Genomic DNA, 17,922 nt, shown 5'->3' on the forward strand with positions numbered 1-17,922 from the left:
GTTCGCTCCCGGAACGGACCGAATAACGAGGGGCGAGTCGGTCGAAGCACCGGCATGGTCCGAACGCTCGCCGTCGTCGGACTCGTCGCGTTGCTGGTCTTGTCGGGAGTCGGCCCTGCCGACCGGTCCGAGCCGACGCCAATCGATGCCTGCACGACCATCTCCGACCCCGGTCGCTACGCGGTGACCGCCGACCTCCGAAACGTCTCTGCGGGCCAGTGCATCCGAATTCGGGCGAGCGACGTGGCAATCGAGGGCGGCGGGCACCTCGTGGAGGGCACCGGAGCCTTCGGCACGGCGGGAATCGCAGTCGGTGCGTGGGGCCGGAGCGTCTCCAACGTCACGATTCGGAATCTGACGGTCTCGGAGTGGGACGACGCGGTGCGCCTGACCGAGGCCAATCGGGGTGCGCTGGCGAACGTCACCGCCACCGAGAGCAGGGTCGGGGTTCGCTTCTACAGCGCCAGCGGGAACCACCTCGACGGGGTGCGCGCCACCGACAACGCGGTCCACGGTCTCTCGCTGGCGGACGACAGCGACGGAAACCGCGCGGAGAACGTCACCGCCACCGGCAACGCGCTGTTCGGCGTCCACTTCGGGGCGGACTCGTCGGGCAACGCGATTTGGAACGTGACCGCTCGCCGGAACGAGTACGGCGTCGTCGCGGTCGGTGCCGACCGAAACCGAGTTGTCGGCGGGTCGGCGACCGGCAACCGCCTCGCGGGGGTCTGGCTCTCGACGGCGGACGGGAATCTGGTCGCGGACCTCCGCCTCGAAAATCGATTCTACGGCGTCTTTCTGGCCGACGGCGCGACGAACAACACGCTGAGGCGGAACCGCGCCGAGGACACCGCGGTCGGGTTCCGACTCCGAAACAGCGACGGGAATCTCCTCCGAGGGAATCTGGCGACGGGTGGGCGCGATGGGTTGCTCCTCATCGAGAGCGACCGGAACTCGGTGGTCGAGAATCGCGTGACTGGCAACCGGCGCGGCGTCTCGCTTCTGGCCTCTAGTGATAATCGTTTCAGGGCGAACGTCGTCCGGGACAACCGGCGGAATTTCGTGGTGGCCCGAGGGAGCGAGAATAATAGTGTTTCTACGTTACGGAACTATATGTAATTGTTTAATATATTCTAAGAGTTCCAAAGGAAATGAATATATTTCTATAGGCGGACTGGTCTACTCTCTACTTCGGCGCGTGCTGGCGGGGCGGTAGACTCCGTTGCTCAAGCCTGAAGCTAGCTTCTCTCGGATTTCTCCGGTAGGACGCGATTTGCTCGAAAACAGCGACAGAGGTCTCGAAAGCCCTCACGCGGTTCGCGGTCACGTGAGGGGTGGCGGCGCTCCGCGCTGTGACTGGCGAGCGGTGGAACCGCGAGCGAAGCGATGGTTGGTCACGCAAATCCAAACACCACCATCTTCCCCGAACTCGATATTTAAGTCGGATGCCGCCCAACGAACTCCCATGCCCGAAGACCTGTTCGAGACCACCTTCCGCGTCGGCGAGGTCCTCGAAGCGGAGGACTTCCCCGAGACGAACAAACCCGAGATGGCCAAACTGCAAATCGACCTCGGCGACGAGGAGGTCCAGTCGGTCGCCCAAACCGGCTACAACTACGACCCCGCCGATCTCGTGGGGCGGCAGGTCCTCTGCGCGACGAATCTCGGGTCGGTCCGCATCGCGGGCTACAAATCCGAGGTTCTGACCGTCGGCGTCCCCGACGACGAGGGCCATCCGGTACTGGTCGGTCCAGACGAGGACGTGCCCCTCGGCGGCGAACTCTACTGACCCCTTCCCGACTCGCGCTTTCACCCGCCGTGGGCGTATCGCTTGACCTTCCGCGCCCATTGCGGCCACTGCTGGCGCTGTTCGAGGTCCGACACGTCCGCCTCGCCGGACATCGCCTTGATGGCCTTCGCGTCGTCTTTGTGCCAGACCGCGCCGTCCTCGTGGAACAGGCCGTTGATGATGCCCCGCTTTCGCATGTACCGGACGTAGGCCGGTTTCACCATCAGCGACCAGAAGAAGTTGCCGACGCCGTGCTGGTGGATGACCGGTGCAATCGAGGCGTAGTCCGGTTGCCACTGGTCCACCGTCTCGTTGCTTCCCCACCCGTAGTTGGCGATGCGTTGCCACTCGGTCAGGTAGACCGGCATGTCTAAGTCCTCGCTGAGTTGGTTGGCGTTCGGTAGCAGGTCGTGGTACACGTCCGCCTCGCTCGGGAAGTTGTAGTGGAACTGGAGGATGTCAGCACCCCAGTCCACGTAGTCGGCGTTGTTGGCCAGACTGGTCGAACCCACCGTCAGCGGGACCGACCCGCGATTCTCGGCCATGGTCTCGAACATCCCGCCGGCGAAGCGCTTCATGTTCGGGAGCCACCCCGGTTCGTTCATGGCCTCGACGGCGAGCAGTCGGTCGTCGTCCTTCCACCGGTCCATGAACCACCGGACGAACTCGCGGGGTTCGTCCCACTTGTCCTCGTTGACGATGACCTTGCTCGACGGCGACTGGACCGGCGGGGCGGTCAGCGGGTCGGTGTCGTGGAGGTTCTCCTCGCTCGGTTCCTTGCCGACGCTCTCGAACAGGCCGAACAGGACTTCGATGCCCCGGTCGTCGGCCGCGCTGAGGAAGTGGTCGATGGACCGCTCCAACTGCTCGGGGTTTTCGAGCCACTGCTCGAAACTGACCCACGTCCGGACGGCGTTGATGTTGATTCGCTCGGCGTAGCCCAAATCCCGCTCGATGATTCGCTCGTCGTAGCCGTGCCACATCTGGAAGGTGTTCCACGCCCGAGCGGGGACGTAGAGCGCGCCCCGAACGTCTACCGGGTCGGCGTTGGACTGCGCCATCTCGTCGGGCGTCGTCCCGGCCGCCCCGTCAGCGAGAGACCCACCGGTTCCGTTCGACTCGGCGGTGCCGGCGTCTCGTCGTCGCTGTCCCGTCGGGGCGGCACATCCGCCGAGGCCGGTGATTCCGGCGACCGTGGTGGCTCCGAGAAACTGGCGTCGGGTGTACCGTCTGGTCATTGACGCTCGCCACGATACCATCTGGTGTAAAAGTGTACTTACGTTGCACGATAAGTATCGCGTGTCAAACTGTGTAACCTCTGATTTCCGGGGGTTGGTGTCTTCTCTCCGCGGACGCTATCTCGCCCCTCGAATGACGATTTTCGCGTCGCACTCCGGGCAGGCGTCCCGCCCCGCGTCGAATTCGGCCTCGCAGAACGAGCAGACGTGGACCTCCTCGCGGTCGAATCCGGCCGGTGCCGAACTGTCGCCCGCGAGCGCCCCGTCGGTCCGGTCGGCGGTTGCTCCGGCGCGGTCGGTCGTCGATTTGCGCTCCTCTGCTCCCTCGGTTTCCGGAGTCTCGTCGCGTTCGTCCTCGCCGCGGTCCTCCTCGGGGTTCCGGTTCTCCTCGGGAGTCCGGTCCTCCTCGGTTTCGGCGTCGTCGCCCCGTCGTAGTCCGTCCGTGATGTCTTTCAGTACGTCCATGACACCGGGTTCTCTGGGCCACGTTTCCATTGTTATGGCGGGCCTTAATTGGGGTAAGGACTGCCTTCGGAGCGTTTGCTACCGCTTACTCGGTCGGTTTCGACCGACGAAATATTAGGAGGTAGAAATTTCTGTGTGGCGGGTGCGGAGCGAACGCCAAAGTCTCACTCGCGTAGTTACTCGCGGTGGTGCGGGTTCGGGCCGCCATCTTTCAGAGCGTCGTCTTCGTCGGCAGTTTCGCCGTGTACTTCGTGTGTCGCATTGGTCTGGGTCGGGTGGGTTCGGTAGTGGGTCGATGCGCCGAGTGCGTTCTCACGACGAGCGGTCGGTCTCGACCGCGCTGACGGTCCGGACGCCGAACTGGTCGGCGACGGTCTCGCGGACTGCCGCCCGTTCGTCCTCGACCGAATCGTCGAGGTGGACGCGCAGGCGGACTTCGGCGTCCACGCGGAGGTCGTTGAGCGTCGGCGTGACGCCCGAGATGTCCACGACCTCGGTGCGGTCGACCGCGGCGCTCCGGCCGAGGACGGTGACGATACCGTCCTGCAGGCTACCGTCGTCGCCGCGGGGCACTTGGATTTCGAGGTCGGCGGTCGCGTCGATTTCGAGTGCGTTCATTGTCGTGGGTTCGTGGTGAGGTTCGTTCGTAGCCGATGCAGGCCCGTCTCCCGAGCGCGAGACGTGGCGCTCGGGGAGCGCGGAGATGCCTCTGGTCGGTGGGTGCCGACTCGCGGAGACGCGCCGTGCTACCGAGTCGATGCGCCGGAGAAGGACGTGGCCGAGCGGACCCCTTCCGACGCACGCCGCTCGCTTCCGAGTCGAAATCGAGAGGAAGCGAGCCGACCCGGCGTTTCGGTCGGCGCGACCCCGGCGGAAGCGTCCGCCGAGGCCGCGTCCGAGACGCCTTACGCGGTCGGGGTGGTCCGTTCGAGGCGATAGGTCATATCACCCACATAATCCACCCCTCCGGCGTGCTTGGCGAGTGCCGGAATATTCCCGGCAGAACTGCCGAACGCCGGGGTGCCGGACAGGCCGCTCTCGGAAGTACCGAAAGTGCAGGTCCGGAGTGGTGGATTGCTCATGGGTGAATCACCTCGCGCGCCCGGTTGTCCGGGCGACGGAGTAATTCCTGCTATAATCGGTTATCTATTAAAACTGACTGAACTCTGTTAGCGCGTGTCGTAGCAATTTCGACTCGGTTCCGACCTGCTTCGACTCGCTTCCGACTTGCGGGCATCGCACTCGCGGCCGTCGGGTCAGATGCCGAGCCACTCGTCGTCCCGGACCTGATACCCGTTCGACCGGCAGAACTTCGCCGCTTGGCGGCGCACCGCCCGCGACTTCGGTAGCTTCTCTTTCTCGCGGATTCGCTCGACTATCCAGTCCGTGATTACCTGAATCCCTTCGTCGTCATCGTCGGCGTCGATTGCCTTGAGTTCCCGAAGCGTCTTCTCGTACCCGTTGCGCTGTGAGTCACGGAACTCCACGTTCGGGATGGTCCCGCTGGCCTCCACGATTCTCTTCATCGCCGCGGCGATTGTCGGCCGTTGGACCCGCATTCGGACGGCGGCGGGCGAGTCGAACGTCTCGACATCGGTGTCCGGTAGCAACTCCTCGACGGCGTAGGTCTTGTCGGGTGACTCGACTTCCCGGTCGCCGACCGCCGCGACGACCTCGCTCCCCGTCGCGGGGAACTCGACGCTTTCGAGTTCCGACTCGAAATCGGTGACCTCCGCGGCGTCTACCGGCGGCTTCGTCTCGTCGCCGCGCTCCAGTTCCGCGGCGAGGTCGCGCTCCCGCTGTCGTCGCTCGGCGTCGTCGGCTTGCTGGTCTCGGCCGGTTTTATCGTCTGCCATCTCTAACAGTAGGGTCCCCAGTCGGAAAGGTGTGCGGTCGGCAAGTGAGAATTTCCGTAGATATTCGACAGGCCTCGGCGGGGAAGTGCCTCGGAAACAAACAACGACGTTTTCTTCAGACTCTAATATATTGCTTTAGCATCTGATTATATGTCTCCAATATCGCTGAACCCGTCGAACGGGACCGGAAGGGTCGCTGAACGACCGCCGGAGGACAACCCGCGTCCTCCGAGGCCACACTCACACCGGAAGACAAACCGCGTCTTCCGAGCCGTTGCCTCGTCGTCCGAGAGCGACGCTCTCGTGAGCGGGCGAGACCGGCGGTCTCGTTGCCCTCGCAGGACACCGTCCTGCTCAGTCACGAAAATCGAAGATTTTCGAACGACTTTGGTCGGCAAGACTCTGTTCGCGTGACCGCGAACCGGGCGAGGACTTTTGAAACCATCGTCGCTCCTCTCACGGCTTGTCTGAACACCGACCGCTCGCCCGAGGTCAACACTTATGCTTGATAGTAACTAACAATGATTACGAATCGACTCTCATGGCCGAAACAGCCTATCTGACGAGCGCCCTCGTGACCGGGGCGCTCCTGCTCGCGGTCTGGACGCTCGTTCTCAGGATGGAGAACTGGCGGCGGTACGAACTCGCGGGCGGCGGGGCCGGAGGAGCAGACGGCCGAGCGGGAACAGACGGCGGAGGCCGAACGCGCCGCGCCGGAGCGAACGCCGACGATTCGGTTGGCGCGTGGGTCGCCGGGTTCGTCTTGCTGGCCGCACTCGCCGGCGGCGGCGCAGTTCTGCTGGTTAGCGACCCCGCGCTGGCCGCCGCGGTGGGCAACTGGGTCGCGCTGGCGCTCGTCTTCGGCGTCCTCCTCGGCGGGTTCCTTCTGTGGGGCACCTACAGTTCGGCGCGCTTCCGAGGACTCCCGAGCGCCCACGCCGCACTGGTCAGCGCGTGGCTATTCGGCGCGCTGTTCGTCGCCGGAATCGCCGCCAAACTCGTCCTCGCCGGATAGATGGCGGTCGAGTCCTCCGAATCGTCGTCTCCGGAGGCCCCGAAACCCCCGGAGGTCCGCGTCCCTGACGGCGAAACGCCCCCGCGGTGTCCCTACTGCGCCAGACCCTTCCGGACCGAGCGACTCCGCGCGCTCCACCTCGGCGACGTTCACGCCGAGGAGTGTACCCCGGACCAGCACGACGAGTACGACGAGGCCCGCGAGGCCGAGCGCGAGGACCTCTTTATCTTCCACTTGAAGGTGGTTGCTTGTCTCGTGGCGGTGTACGCCTTCCTCTTGCTGTCGTACATGGCCGTCTCGGCGATGCAGACGCCGGGGTGACGTGCGAAGGAAAACGTCGCGAGACCTACAGTATCGAGTAGGCCGCGGCGGTCGTCAGCGCCAGCGCCGCCAGCAGGCCGACGAACATCGTGAACGTCACCGACCGGGGTTCCCACTTGAGGTGCTGATAGTACCACGCCACCATCACCGCCTTCACGAACGACAGCGCGATGATGACCCAGAACGCGGTCCAGTACGGCAGTCCGCCCGACTGCTCGACGAGGACCTGCACGGTTGCGAACACGAACAGTACGACGTAAATTCCGGTGTAGAGTTTTGTTCGAGTCATTGGTTCGTTTTGATTTCGATTTCGATTGTCGAATTCGGTGTCACGGTTAGAGGATGTAGAACAGCGGGAACAGGAACAGCCACACGATGTCCACGAAGTGCCAGTAGAGACCGAAGTACTCCAAGGGCCTGTCGTCGTCCAGATACGCCCCGTTCCACGCTCTCACGAGGAGATACAGCGTCACCACCAGTCCCGCGATGACGTGCAGGCCGTGGAGACCGGTCGTCAGGTAGAACGTCGAGGACGCGACGTTAGTCCCGATGTTCCACCCCTCGGGGAAGGCCTCGGTGTGGACGTGGAACAGGTGCAACCACTCCAGCGCCTTGTTGACGAGGAACGCCATCCCGAGGACGAACGTGGTCGCCAGCGACCCCACCAGCCCCCACCGACTTCCTTTCTCCGCGGCGACCAGTGCCAGAACCACCGTGAAACTGCTCGTGAGCAGGATGTACGTATTTATCAGTCCCGGCAGGGGGACGTGGGCCGCCGGAATCAGGTGGTGCCAGTTCGTCCACCCCTCGGCGACCCGGATGAAGGCGTAGGAACCGACGAACGCGCCGAACAGCACCACGTCGCTGGCGAGGAATATCCACATCCCGAGTTTGGTGTTCTCGACGGCCTCGAAGGGCCAACTCTCGCCGAACGGTCCGCTCGGCCCGGTGAACTGCTCGCTGGCCATCTTGACCAGCGCGCCGAGGCCGCCCGCCAGTCCGCCGACCGTCAGCGCGACGTAGAATCCGCCCTCGATTCCGGCCGGATAGCTGGCGTCCTGAAGTCCCGAGAGGCCGAACAGGAGGACGAACGCTGTGACTCCGGTGGCGAAGGGCCAGATGCTGGCGTGGCTCTCGGGTTCGTCCTCGGCGTGGGTCTCGGCAGTGTGGGCGTCGGAAGTCTGGGCCATCTCCGCGCCGCCGTCGGTGGCCTCCTCGACCGTGAACTTCCCGCCGTCGGCCATCTCGCCGCTCGTGCCGCCCGCTCCCGGCAGGAACTTGAGCGAGCCATCGCGGAAGGTGGGTTTACCGGGGAAGTTTTCGAGGGGCGGCGGCGAGGGAATCGCCCACTCGGTCGTGGTCGAGTACTGCCACGGGTTGTCGTCGGCGTCGTCTCCTCGCCAGAGGCTCACGAACAGGTTGTAGAACATCACGAGGAACGAGGCTCCCAAAATGAACCCGCCGACGGTGGCGAGTTGGTGCCACCCGACGAACGCCTCGGGATACACGAAGTCCCGGCGCGGCGTCTCCCACGCGACGAACATCGGGAAGTACAGCAGGTTGAACCCGACGAAGTAGAGCGCGAAGTGGACCTTGCCCAAGAACTCGTCGTACATCTTGCCGGTCATCTTGGGGTACCAGTAGTAGAGTCCCCCGACCAGCGCGGTGACGCCGCCGACCATGACGTAGTGGAAGTGCGCGACCACCCAGTAGGTGCCCCGGAACTCGTAGTCCAGCACGACTGCCCCGAGGAAGACGCCCGTGATGCCCCCGAGGATGAACAGCATCAGCGCGCCGAACGAAAACAGGAAGGGCGTGGTGAACCGGACTTTCCCCTTGACCGTGGTGTAGATGAGCGCGAACACCATCAGGTCGAAGGGGAGTGAGATGCCGATGGTGGTCGCCATGAACAGCGTCTTGATTTCGAGGTTGATGGAGGTCAGGAACATGTGGTGCATCCAGACGAGGAAGCTCTGGAGCGCGACCAGCACCATCGCCGCGATGAACCACTTGCGCCCCACGAGTCGCTGGCCGGTGAAGGTCTGGAACGTCTCGGCCATCACGCCGAGGGCGGGGAAGAAGACGATGTAGACCTCCGGATGGCCGAAGAACCAGAACAGGTGCGCCCACAGCAGGGACCCGGCGTGGCCGGTGGCCGCGAAGTAGGTGGTCCCGAGGAGTCTGTCGGCCGAGAGAATCATCAGCGCCGCCAGCAGGGCGGCGAACGCGAACAGCATCATCCACGTCGTCAGCAGGATGGTCCACGTGAAAAGCGGCATCTGGCGGAGCGTCAGGCCCTCGGCGCGCATCCGGTGCATCGTCGTCAGGAAGTTGACCGACCCGACCGTGACGGAGGCGGTGAACATCACCAGTGCCAGCACCGCGGTACTCGCGCCGATGTTGGGCGTGTAGACCGGCAGGTTCAGCGGCGCGTACATCGTCCATCCGCCGGCGAAGGTGCCGCCTTGGAAGAACGAGACGCCCAGCAGGATTCCCGAAAACAGGTAGAGCCAGTACGACAGCGCGTTAAGTCGCGGGAAGGCCAAATCCTTCGCGCCGATTTGGAGGGGAACGACGTAGTTGGCGAACCCGAACGCGAACGGCGAGAGGAACCAGAACACCATCAGCAGGCCGTGGGCCGAGACGGCCTGATTGTACTGGAGGGGTTCGAGGAGACTCACGCCGGGCGTCCAGAGTTGCAGGCGCATCAGTAGAGCAAGCACCCCGCCGAACACGAGGAAGAACAGCGCCGTGATGGTGTAGAGAATCCCAACGTCCTTGTGGTTGGTCGTGACCAGCCATCGCTTGATGCTCTCGGGACTCGGCAGGTCGTGGTGGTGGTCGGCCCCGTGGGTCGCGTCGGCGACTCCGCCGTCTGGTTCCGGGTTTTCGTCGGTCATGCGACCACCTCCACTGCGCTCGGCGCGTCAGTCGGCGCTCCGAGTGCGGACGAGTTATCGGCACTCCCGTTCGGACTGGTGGTGTTTTGGTACCACTCGTCGTACTCGTCGGGTTCCATGACGACAACCTCGGCGGTCATGTAGGAGTGGCCCGCCCCGCAGAGTTCGAAGCATCTGGCCTCGTAGGTCCCAGTCTCGTTGGCCCGGAACCACGTGTTGGTCTCTTGGCCCGGAATCGAGTCGGTCTTGACCCGTAACTCCGGGACGCCGAAGGTGTGGAACACGTCGTCGGAGGTCACGGTGAGCCGAATCGTCTCGTTCTCGGGCACCCGGAGGGTGCTGGCGGTGTGGCCGTTGGGATAGACGAACTCCCACCCGAACCGGAAGCCGACGACTTCGATGTTCGTGGTCTGGTCGGCGTCGCCCGGCGGGTTCTCCTCGACGTAGAGCAGGGTCCCGTAAGTCCACGCGATGAGCGAGATGACGATGATGGCGCTCAGACTGAACGAGTAGAACAGCTTTCGCCCGCCGCCGCCACCCGAAGGGAGTTCCCCGAGACGAGGAGCTTCGGCGTCTGCTCCTCGGTGGCCGTCCCCCTCGCCGTCGCGGTACTTGTAGGCGTTGTAGACCATGTACCCGATGACGACGACGCCGACCAGTGTCCCCAGCACCAGAAAGACCGTGAATATCTGTTGGAACACTTCGACGCGGGTCCCCTTCGGTACGATTCCGCCCTGTTGAAAGACCACCAACGGATACCGTCCGGCCGACGGATTCATGATAATTGTAAACACGACTCACCCACTTATCTATTTTGCACAAATTTTAGTGAAGGTAGGGGAAGGCTTTTGGATTGGTGAGTGGTATCTATAACCATGGATGGGGAAGAGACGGATATTCCAGCTGAGATGCGCGAAGACGTGGCCGAGACGGCCGCAGAACCGGATTTCGACCACCTCTGGGGAATCGTCGTGGACGGCCTCATCGGCGCAGTCGGCGGACTGGTGGGGACCGGCGCGCTGACTATCGGCCTGCTCATCGCCGCGTCGCTCGGGGCCTTCGAGATAGGGAGTTTCGGCACGCTGTCGGAACTCACTGGGTTCAACGCCGTCCTCCCGCTGAGTCCGGTCGCGGTCGGATTCATCCTGTTTCTGCTGACCGGGATGGTGATGTGGCCGCTGTTGTTCGCGTCCATCGGCGCGTACCTGCCGGGCGAGAAGTACGCTGTTAAGGGGATTCCGTTCGGGTTCGTCCTCTGGACCGGGTTCGCCCCCGCGTTCTACGAGGGTTACACCGGCCTCGCGCTGGTGCTGTACCTCGTGCTGACGCTCGGCGCGCACTTCTCTTACGGGTTCACGCTCGGAGCAGTGTTCGACTATCTCGGCGATAGGCCCGAGACGTTGGTATAGAATCCCCTCAGCAATTAAAACACAGCTAAAAGAATTATTTTTGTTTCCTCAGGGCCGAAACGGCCCGTTCGGCCGAGGACGTAGCTGAATCCCTTCTGGTACCCCGTCGTGAGGCCGATTCTGCGAGCGGGTCCTCGAAGTATTTGATATATCGAAATACAATTTATGTGTTGTCCCGCGACGTCTGTCGGATTTTCCGTGGGTACAACAGTCCCCAGCGGACCGTTATCTCCACGAAGCCATAAGAAATAAGATAGAAGCGTCGAGACGGGCGAGTATGCCCGTCTTGAAATCGAGGTCCGGCGAAGCGAGGAGCCTCCTTCCTCCCGAAATCGCCACTCCCGCGGGAGCGTCCGACGAATGAGCGAATCGACCGCCAGCGACCCGTTTGCCGACGTTCGCTGGACGACCTGCTCGCTCGACGATTTCTGCGACTGCTACTGGGATATCGTCGCTCCTCGGCTCGAAGCCGAGGGGAAGGACCCGGAAACCCACCAGCCGAGCCATCAGTGGTTCCGCGACGAGGACCTCCGGTCGTTTCTCGCCGCCCTCCGACGGCACCACGACCGCTCGTTCGGCGACTTCTGGCGCGAGGACCTCGGACTCGGCGACGGTGAGGGCGGATACGACTGGGCGACCGACCACGCCGACACCCGCGAGGCCCTGAAGCGGTTCCTCGACCGCCGCCGGACGCGCCACTCCCTCCGCGAATCGACGGTCGAGACCAAGCGCCGCCGCCTTAACCTCTACGTCCGGGCCTACTGTGAGGCGAATGGGACCGACGACCTCCTCTCGCCGGTCGCCAGTGACTCCGAAACCCCCGTCCACGAGGCGGTTCACGCCTGCTACGCCGCGTTCGACTGGCTGAACGACCGCGACTACAGCGCCCGGACCAAGACCCGCGTCCGGAGCGTCGTCGATGGCTGGTACCAGCACCTCGTCGGTCGCCGACTTGCGGCGGTCAACCCCGCGACCGGTCTCTACGACGAGTTCAAGTGGCAGGTCGAGGAGTCGGACCCGTCGCCGCTCTCGCACGAACACGTCCGGCGTCTCGCCGTGACTGCCGATTCGCCCCGAGAGCGCCTGCTGGTCGTCGCGCTCGCAGGGTGGGGCCTCCGAGCCAACGAGGTTGCTAGCCTCCACGCCTCCCAAATCGTCCGCGACGTGGGACCCGACGAAGCGCCCTACGTCACCTTCGAGGAGCGAAAGAACGGACCCGGCGAGGTCAACCTCGTCTACGGACTGGACGCCCTCGACGCCAGAATCGCGGACCTCGCGGACGGGAACCCCGACGACTGGTCGGGCTACCTCTTTCCCTCCAAGCAGGGCGAAACCCGCCACGTCGCCCGCGAGACGATTTGGTCGCGGTTCCGGGACCTCGCCGAGCGCGCGGGCCTTCCCGAGGAAATCGACGGCGAGCGCCCGAGTCCGCAACTCTGCCGGCGCTACTGGTACGACACCTATACCTCGGTGCTGGAGGGCGTGCTGGACGAACTGGAGGACATCGCGGCCGAACAGGGGAGCGACGACCCCCGAGTCGTCATGTCGAATTACCTCTCGGACGAGCGCGCTCGCCGGGTCCGCCGGGAGTTCATGCGCGCCGAACTCGCCAAGGCGTTCGAGGGAGCAGGGCAGTAAACCCTATTTCGATATATAGAATCTTCTGTCTCGCCCTGCTCTACGCTTTTCCCTGTCCTCGTCGTATCCCGTGGCGTGCCCGGTGAGACGACGACTGCCGACGGCGTGGTCGCGCGACGGCGAAACGCGATTGCGACGTGGTGCCTGCTGGCCTGCATCGCGGTCGGTGCGCTCGCCAGCACCGCCCGAGGAGACGTCCTCTGGGCCGGTCTCGGCCTCGCGTCGATTTCGGTCGCGGCAGTGCCGGCCTCAGCCTACCGGCGCTGGTCGGCGACGCTCCCGTGGGAAGTGTCGCTGTTCATCGCGGTGCCCTACCTCCTCCAGTCGTTCGACCTGCTTTTGCCGCGGTCGGTCGCGGCGTTTCTCGTCGTTCCGGCGCTCGCGCTGGCCGTCGCGGTCGAGTTCGACGCCTTCACCGTGGTCGAGATGTCACCGGGATTCGCCGTCCTGTTCGTCGTGACGACCACGATGTCTGCGGCGGGAGCGTGGGCGGTAGTCCAGTGGACCGCGGACCTCGCGCTCGGGATGGACAACCTCCGAGGCCTCTACCACGTGATGTGGTCGCTGGCGGCCGCCACGGGGGTCGGACTTTTCGCCGGGTTCCTGTTCGCGGTCTACTTCCGGCGCGTGGACCGCCAGCGCCTCGGGTTCTGGACCGCCGGTGAGCGCGAGTCCTCCGCCCTCGCGGCAGATTCCGACGCCCCGGAGTTCGAGACCGCCGATTCCGTCTCGGAGGGCGACGATTGGCTCGAACTTTCGGACCGCCGCCAGCGACGGGTCGTCCGCGGGTTTCAGGTGGCGCTGGTCGGGATTCTCGCGGTCGGCCTCTACGAGTTGAACGTCGGCGTGGTCGTCAACGTCCTCGTCGCGCTCGCGGTGATGGAACTGCCGGGCCTACTCGAACGCGACTTCGGTCTGCCCATCGACGCCAGACTGACGCTCTGGATAGTGATTCCGGTGTTTCTCCACGCTGTCGGGTCGTTCGGCCTCTACCGGATGTTCGGTCTCTGGGACAACCTGACACACGCGCTCTCGTCGTCGCTGGTCGCGGCCGCGGGATACGCCACGGTCCGGGCGTTCGACGTTCACGACCCGCGGGTCTACCTCCCCCGGAAGTTCGTCGCCGGGTTCATCCTGATTTTCACGCTGGCGTTCGGCGTCCTCTGGGAACTGCTGGAGTTCGGCCTCGACGGGATGGCCTCGATGACTGGCACCGAGAGCGTCCTCGCGCAGGTGAGTCTGGCGAACACGATGAGCGACTTGGTGTTCGATTTGGTCGGCGGGGTGCTGGTCGCTGTCTGGGGCGCGGCGTATCTCTCCGGCGTCTCGAAGTCGCTGGCCGACAAGCTGGCGAGCGAAGAGGAGCCAGAGGAGCGGTCGAACTGACCGGCGACCGAGGAGCGAATCGCGGAGGTTGCCGACGAACGCGGCGTGAGTGAGGAGTCCCTCGACGACGCGCTCGCTCGGATTCAGGACGCGCTTTCACGAAACGACGACGAGTACGAGTACTCCTCGCAACACAACTTCGCGTGGCGCGACGACGCCTACTACCTCTATGGCGACGGCATCTGGGAGACGCTCCGTGAAGAACTCTCGCTGTCCGACGACGAGGCCGGGGCCGCCCGCGAGGTTCACCGCCGCGAGATGGTGGCCTCGGCCGACGGCCGCGACGAGCGCGATTCGCTCGAAGGGATGTTCGCCGAGGGGACCGAACCGCTGGTCGTGGTCGATACCGTCGAGGACCCGCCGCTGTACGGACAGGACGTGTAGATTGGTTTCGGACTCTACTCTTCGTCGTCTTCCACTTCCTCGTCGGGCAAATCGCTCAGACTCGGTACGTCGGCGGGGGTGTCGAAGTCGTGGAAGTGTTCGCCCTTCTCGTCGCTCAGGATGTCGAGGGCCGCCGCGCCGCCGTCGCCCGCCGAGATGACCGCCTGCCACTCCTGATTGCGAATCATCGCGCCGGTGGCGTAGGCGTTCTCGACGCTGGTCTGCATCGAGAGGTCCACGTCCACGAGGCCCTCGTCGTCTACTTCGCATCCCAACTGCTCGGGCAGGTCGGTGTCGGTCCCGGTAGCGAAGACGACGTACCGGGCGTCGTACTCGCCCTCCTCGGTGGTGACGGTGAAGCCGTCTCCGGATTGGGCGACTTCCGTGACCTCCTCGCCCATCCGGAGGTCCACGCCGCGGTCCTCGGCCTGCCCGCGGGCGATGGTCATGAACTCGTCGCCGCCGAGGCTTCGGACGCCGAGGTAGTTGAACAGGTGAGCCTTGTGCATCCACGTCTCGTCGGTGTCGAACACGACGGTTTCGAGGCCGTTCTTCGCGGTGAACAGTCCGGCGCTGAGTCCGGCGGGGCCGCCCCCGACGATGGCAACTGTCGGCATACCTCACGACACGACGGGTATCGACGTAAACGTTGACCCTGCGGTCGGTCCTACCGACTCTCTCCGTCAGAATTGGTTTAGCGGCGTCTGGTCGCCCAGCAGGGGTCTCGCGTCGTAACCGTGGCGGAGTAGTGAGGTTTCGGCGGCCTCCTCGCGGAACTCGGGGACGGACGCGCCGGTTCGGGCCTCGACCAGCGCGGTGGTCTCGGCCGAGCAGACCACCGTTTCCGGAGTCTTTCGAAAGATGTGGTCGGCGTGAGCGTGGCTCACGATATTCACGTCGCCGACTGCGCTGGCGGCGTCGGCGACGTAGGTTCTGCCGGCGTCGATGTGGATGCTGTCTTTCCGTCGAACCGCCATCGTTCGTCCTCGGGTCGGGGGCTAATTAGTCTCGCGCTCCCGGACGCGATTTACCATAACGCTTCGCTGAAAGCAATAAAAATACTATTTAAGAAATTAATAAGGGGTTTTACCAACGAATTTAGTTGCCAATCCTCTTTACCAGTAACCCCGTCGTTTCCGCTGTCGCTCGTCGCGTTTCAGTTCCCGCCGGTCGGCGTCACGCCACGATTTCCGCTGTCCGTCGCCCGGTCCCGGTGCCGTCTGCGTATCTCCACACCGGCCTTTCCGCTGTCTTGGGTCACACCGTCGTTTCCGCTGTTTACTCGCGGTCGGCCGCCGCTGGCGCGGAGTTGCGGCGGCGACCCGTTTTTATCGCTCCGGAGCGTCACGTCGGGTGTGATCCGCCTCCCGATTCGTCGGTGCCCCGAATGCGGCTATCTCGGTCCCACCCGGAAGTTCGCCGAGGACGAACCTCCTCGCTATCGGTGCCCGCGGTGCGGTCACGTGGTGGAGGCCCCGGACCCGCGACTCGCTTGACTCGACCCAACAGACGTACCGGAATCGGTTCGACGCAGGCGCTTCCGCTGTTTCGCCGAAGCCACTTGGGTCGCCGTCAGTCAGTCGTCCTGCTCGGGCGCGCTGACCGCCGGCAACCGACGCTTCAGGAAGTCGTCCAGCGTCTCGAACAGCCGAATCTTCTGGTCGATGTCCGAGGAGGCGTGGCCCTCCTCGCCCAGTTCGACGTACTCGAAATCGCCGTCCTCGCCTTCTCGGTATCCCGCCTCCAGCAACGCCTCGCGGAACATCCGGGCCTGCGACACCGGGACCCGCGAGTCGTTGACGCCGTGGACCATCAGCAGGGGCGCGTCGAGGTTCTCGACGTACTCGATGGGACTGCGCTCCCGGTAGAGGTCCGGGTTCTCGTCGGGCGTCCCGAGTTGCTTCTCCATGAGTTCGGTCCGGAAGTGGGGCATCGTCGTCTCGTACATCTCGTCCAAATCGGTCAGGCCTATCCACGCGATGCCCCCGGCGTAGAGTTCCGGATACTGGACCATCTGCCAGTAGGCCGAATAGCCGCCGTAGGAGCCACCGAAGACGACGATTCGGTCCTCGTCAATCCAGTCCTCGCTGGCGAGTTGGCGGGTGGCCTCGGCCACGTCCTCCTGCTCGCCGCCGCCCCAGTCGTCGTAGAGGCGTTCCACGAACTCGCGGCCTCTGCCGGTCGAACCCCGGTAGTTGACCTGCAGGACGCTGTAGCCCCGCGAGACGAGGAACTGGGTGTAGAGGCCCCACGAGAGGGTGTCGGCGTGGCGCGGCCCGCCGTGGGGGTTGACCACGAGTGGCGAGGGGCGCTCGCCGGAGTCGTACTTGAGCGCGCCGATTTCCAGTCCGTCGTGGGACTCGAAGGTGTAGTAGTCGGCTTCCACGAACCGGTCGGGATTGAAGGGACCGTACTCGGCCTCGACCAGCGTCTCGTACTCGTCGCTGTCGAGGTCGTAGACCAGCAGTTCGGGCCGCCGGTTCGACGAGGTGTGGGTCACGACCACTCGGTCGTCGTCGAGCGCGAACTCGCCGGTGTCCGAGACGCCGGCGACGCCCGCCGGCAGGTCCAACTCTCTGCCCTCGCCCGACTCCACGTCGTAGACCACCGGCACGACTCGGGCGTCTCGGGTGCGCTGGACCACGAACCGGTCCCTGCCGGGGAGGAATCCCACCGGGTCCTCCTCGGCGTCGAGATTGCCGTACCACGCGATGTCCTCGGTTTCGAGGTCGTAGATGCCGGCCCGCGAGAAGTTCTCGGTGTTGTCGGTGACCAGCAGTCGGTCGCCCTCCGGCCCCCAGTCGATGGGTCCGGCCTCGGCACCGGTCTCGCCGATTTCGAGGTTTCGGGGGTCGCTCCCGTCGGCGTTCGCCACGTACACGTCCACGTTGTCGTAGTCGTCGGCCTCGTTGGTGGCGTAGGCGATTTGCTCGCAGTCCGGCGAGAGGACGCCCGCCCTGACCGCCCGGTCGTAGTCGGTGAGTTTGGTCGTCTCGCCCGACGCCAAATCGTGGCGGTAGAAGTTCATCTGGCCGGACTCGGGCGAGGCCACCAGCAGGGTCTCGCCGTCGTCGCCCACGTCGGCGAGGACGGTCTGGCCGCCGAGTTCGACCACCGATTCGACGGTTCCGTCGCGGTCGATGGCGAAGATGTCGTTCTGCTCGTCGCCGCCGTGGTCGTCGTGGAAGAAGATTCGCTCGCCGTCGGCGCTCCAGTTGATGTACCACCGGGCGTTCCGGGGCACCTCGCCGTCGCTGACCTGCTCCAACGCCCCGGTCTCAGCGTCCGCGAAGTGGAGTTCGTTCCGGCCCGACACGTCGTAATAGAGCGCAATCTCCTCGCCGTCGGGCGACACCACCGGGTGGTGGAAGGTCGGAAGCCCCGCGAGCGCTTCGAGTACGTCGAGGTTTTCGTCGGTCACGTCTCCGAGTAGCGGTACCGAGTCACAAAAGGATTCGCAGAAGCGCATTTCAATTGGATATTCGACATTATTGCGAACCGTTTTCCCGGCCTTCGTCGTG

The 17,922-nt window shown here is 64.5% G+C and carries 20 protein-coding genes; 9 read left to right on the forward strand and 11 right to left on the reverse strand.

Annotated features, from left to right (window positions below):
- The first annotated feature begins 54 nt into the window (after nt 1–54).
- Both P2T57_RS17195 and P2T57_RS17200 read left to right on the forward strand, forming a co-directional pair.
- Nucleotides 55–1,119: a right-handed parallel beta-helix repeat-containing protein gene (locus tag P2T57_RS17195; protein WP_276302357.1), complete on the forward strand. Its 1,065-nt coding sequence runs from the start codon at nt 55–57 to the stop codon at nt 1,117–1,119.
- Between the two features lie 346 nt (nt 1,120–1,465).
- Nucleotides 1,466–1,789, forward strand: a complete 324-nt coding sequence (locus tag P2T57_RS17200) for a tRNA-binding protein (RefSeq protein WP_276302358.1) — start codon at nt 1,466–1,468, stop codon at nt 1,787–1,789.
- 20 nt (nt 1,790–1,809) lie between these two features.
- Here the strand turns inward: P2T57_RS17200 and P2T57_RS17205 are convergent, their stop codons facing one another.
- From P2T57_RS17205 to P2T57_RS17225, 5 genes are all read right to left on the reverse strand, one after another.
- The gene (locus tag P2T57_RS17205) at nt 1,810–3,027 is read right to left on the reverse strand and encodes a glycoside hydrolase 5 family protein (protein WP_276302359.1); all 1,218 of its coding nucleotides are present in this window, start codon (nt 3,025–3,027) and stop codon (nt 1,810–1,812) included.
- A gap of 117 nt (nt 3,028–3,144) precedes the next feature.
- Entirely contained in the window at nt 3,145–3,492 is a 348-nt protein-coding gene (locus P2T57_RS17210) for a hypothetical protein (protein WP_276302360.1), read from the reverse strand.
- Between the two features lie 312 nt (nt 3,493–3,804).
- The gene (locus P2T57_RS17215; RefSeq protein ID WP_276302361.1) at nt 3,805–4,110 is read right to left on the reverse strand and encodes a hypothetical protein; all 306 of its coding nucleotides are present in this window, start codon (nt 4,108–4,110) and stop codon (nt 3,805–3,807) included.
- A gap of 287 nt (nt 4,111–4,397) precedes the next feature.
- Nucleotides 4,398–4,574 (reverse strand): hypothetical protein, encoded by a 177-nt coding sequence (locus tag P2T57_RS17220; protein ID WP_276302362.1) that lies wholly within the window; start codon nt 4,572–4,574, stop codon nt 4,398–4,400.
- Nucleotides 4,575–4,748: 174 nt separating this feature from the next.
- Nucleotides 4,749–5,348 (reverse strand): DUF5789 family protein, encoded by a 600-nt coding sequence (locus P2T57_RS17225; RefSeq protein WP_276302363.1) that lies wholly within the window; start codon nt 5,346–5,348, stop codon nt 4,749–4,751.
- A 541-nt stretch (nt 5,349–5,889) separates the two neighbouring features.
- Between P2T57_RS17225 and P2T57_RS17230 the strand changes: the two genes are divergently transcribed.
- Together P2T57_RS17230 and P2T57_RS17235 are read left to right on the forward strand one after the other, a co-directional pair.
- On the forward strand, nt 5,890–6,363 hold the full coding sequence (locus P2T57_RS17230; protein WP_276302364.1) for a hypothetical protein: 474 nt from the start codon (nt 5,890–5,892) through the stop codon (nt 6,361–6,363).
- Nucleotides 6,364–6,684 carry a DUF7410 domain-containing protein gene (locus tag P2T57_RS17235; protein ID WP_276302365.1) on the forward strand — a complete coding sequence of 107 codons (321 nt, stop codon included), beginning with the start codon at nt 6,364–6,366 and terminating at the stop codon, nt 6,682–6,684.
- A gap of 25 nt (nt 6,685–6,709) precedes the next feature.
- Here P2T57_RS17235 and P2T57_RS17240 read toward each other — a convergent pair whose 3' ends face one another.
- The 3 genes from P2T57_RS17240 to coxB are packed head-to-tail and all read right to left on the reverse strand — an operon-like array spanning nt 6,710 to nt 10,363.
- Nucleotides 6,710–6,973, reverse strand: coding sequence for a cytochrome C oxidase subunit IV family protein (locus tag P2T57_RS17240; protein WP_276302366.1), 264 nt, complete (start codon nt 6,971–6,973; stop codon nt 6,710–6,712).
- A gap of 46 nt (nt 6,974–7,019) precedes the next feature.
- Nucleotides 7,020–9,584: a cbb3-type cytochrome c oxidase subunit I gene (locus P2T57_RS17245; protein ID WP_276302367.1), complete on the reverse strand. Its 2,565-nt coding sequence runs from the start codon at nt 9,582–9,584 to the stop codon at nt 7,020–7,022.
- Entirely contained in the window at nt 9,581–10,363 is a 783-nt protein-coding gene (gene coxB, locus P2T57_RS17250) for a cytochrome c oxidase subunit II (RefSeq protein ID WP_276302368.1), read from the reverse strand. The genes P2T57_RS17245 and coxB overlap by 4 nt, the downstream gene beginning before the upstream one ends.
- Before the next feature lie 96 nt (nt 10,364–10,459).
- On the opposite strand from coxB, the gene P2T57_RS17255 reads away from it, so the two are divergent.
- The 4 genes from P2T57_RS17255 (at nt 10,460) to P2T57_RS17270 (ending at nt 14,401) form a co-directional block, all read left to right on the forward strand.
- Entirely contained in the window at nt 10,460–10,993 is a 534-nt protein-coding gene (locus P2T57_RS17255; RefSeq protein WP_276302369.1) for a DUF6789 family protein, read from the forward strand.
- A 360-nt stretch (nt 10,994–11,353) separates the two neighbouring features.
- Complete coding sequence (locus tag P2T57_RS17260; protein ID WP_276302370.1) at nt 11,354–12,631, forward strand: tyrosine-type recombinase/integrase; 1,278 nt, start codon at nt 11,354–11,356, stop codon at nt 12,629–12,631.
- Nucleotides 12,632–12,706: 75 nt separating this feature from the next.
- The gene (locus tag P2T57_RS17265; RefSeq protein ID WP_276302371.1) at nt 12,707–14,017 is read left to right on the forward strand and encodes a DUF2238 domain-containing protein; all 1,311 of its coding nucleotides are present in this window, start codon (nt 12,707–12,709) and stop codon (nt 14,015–14,017) included.
- An 18-nt stretch (nt 14,018–14,035) separates the two neighbouring features.
- A complete protein-coding gene (locus P2T57_RS17270; RefSeq protein WP_474198310.1) occupies nt 14,036–14,401 on the forward strand; it encodes a DUF8048 family protein in 366 nt (121 codons plus the stop codon).
- Between the two features lie 14 nt (nt 14,402–14,415).
- On the opposite strand, the gene P2T57_RS17275 is transcribed toward P2T57_RS17270, so the two are convergent.
- Nucleotides 14,416–15,018 carry an FAD-dependent oxidoreductase gene (locus P2T57_RS17275; RefSeq protein ID WP_276302373.1) on the reverse strand — a complete coding sequence of 201 codons (603 nt, stop codon included), beginning with the start codon at nt 15,016–15,018 and terminating at the stop codon, nt 14,416–14,418.
- A 66-nt stretch (nt 15,019–15,084) separates the two neighbouring features.
- Nucleotides 15,085–15,378 carry a hypothetical protein gene (locus tag P2T57_RS17280; protein ID WP_276302374.1) on the reverse strand — a complete coding sequence of 98 codons (294 nt, stop codon included), beginning with the start codon at nt 15,376–15,378 and terminating at the stop codon, nt 15,085–15,087.
- Nucleotides 15,379–15,756: 378 nt separating this feature from the next.
- Here P2T57_RS17280 and P2T57_RS17285 point away from each other — a divergent pair, with 378 nt between their 5' ends.
- Nucleotides 15,757–15,897 carry a hypothetical protein gene (locus tag P2T57_RS17285; RefSeq protein WP_276302375.1) on the forward strand — a complete coding sequence of 47 codons (141 nt, stop codon included), beginning with the start codon at nt 15,757–15,759 and terminating at the stop codon, nt 15,895–15,897.
- 80 nt (nt 15,898–15,977) lie between these two features.
- Here the strand turns inward: P2T57_RS17285 and P2T57_RS17290 are convergent, their stop codons facing one another.
- A complete protein-coding gene (locus tag P2T57_RS17290) occupies nt 15,978–17,822 on the reverse strand; it encodes a S9 family peptidase (protein ID WP_276302376.1) in 1,845 nt (614 codons plus the stop codon).
- Between the last annotated feature and the right edge of the window lie 100 nt (nt 17,823–17,922).

Source organism: Halorussus lipolyticus (assembly GCF_029338375.1).
Taxonomy (GTDB): domain Archaea; phylum Halobacteriota; class Halobacteria; order Halobacteriales; family Haladaptataceae; genus Halorussus; species Halorussus lipolyticus.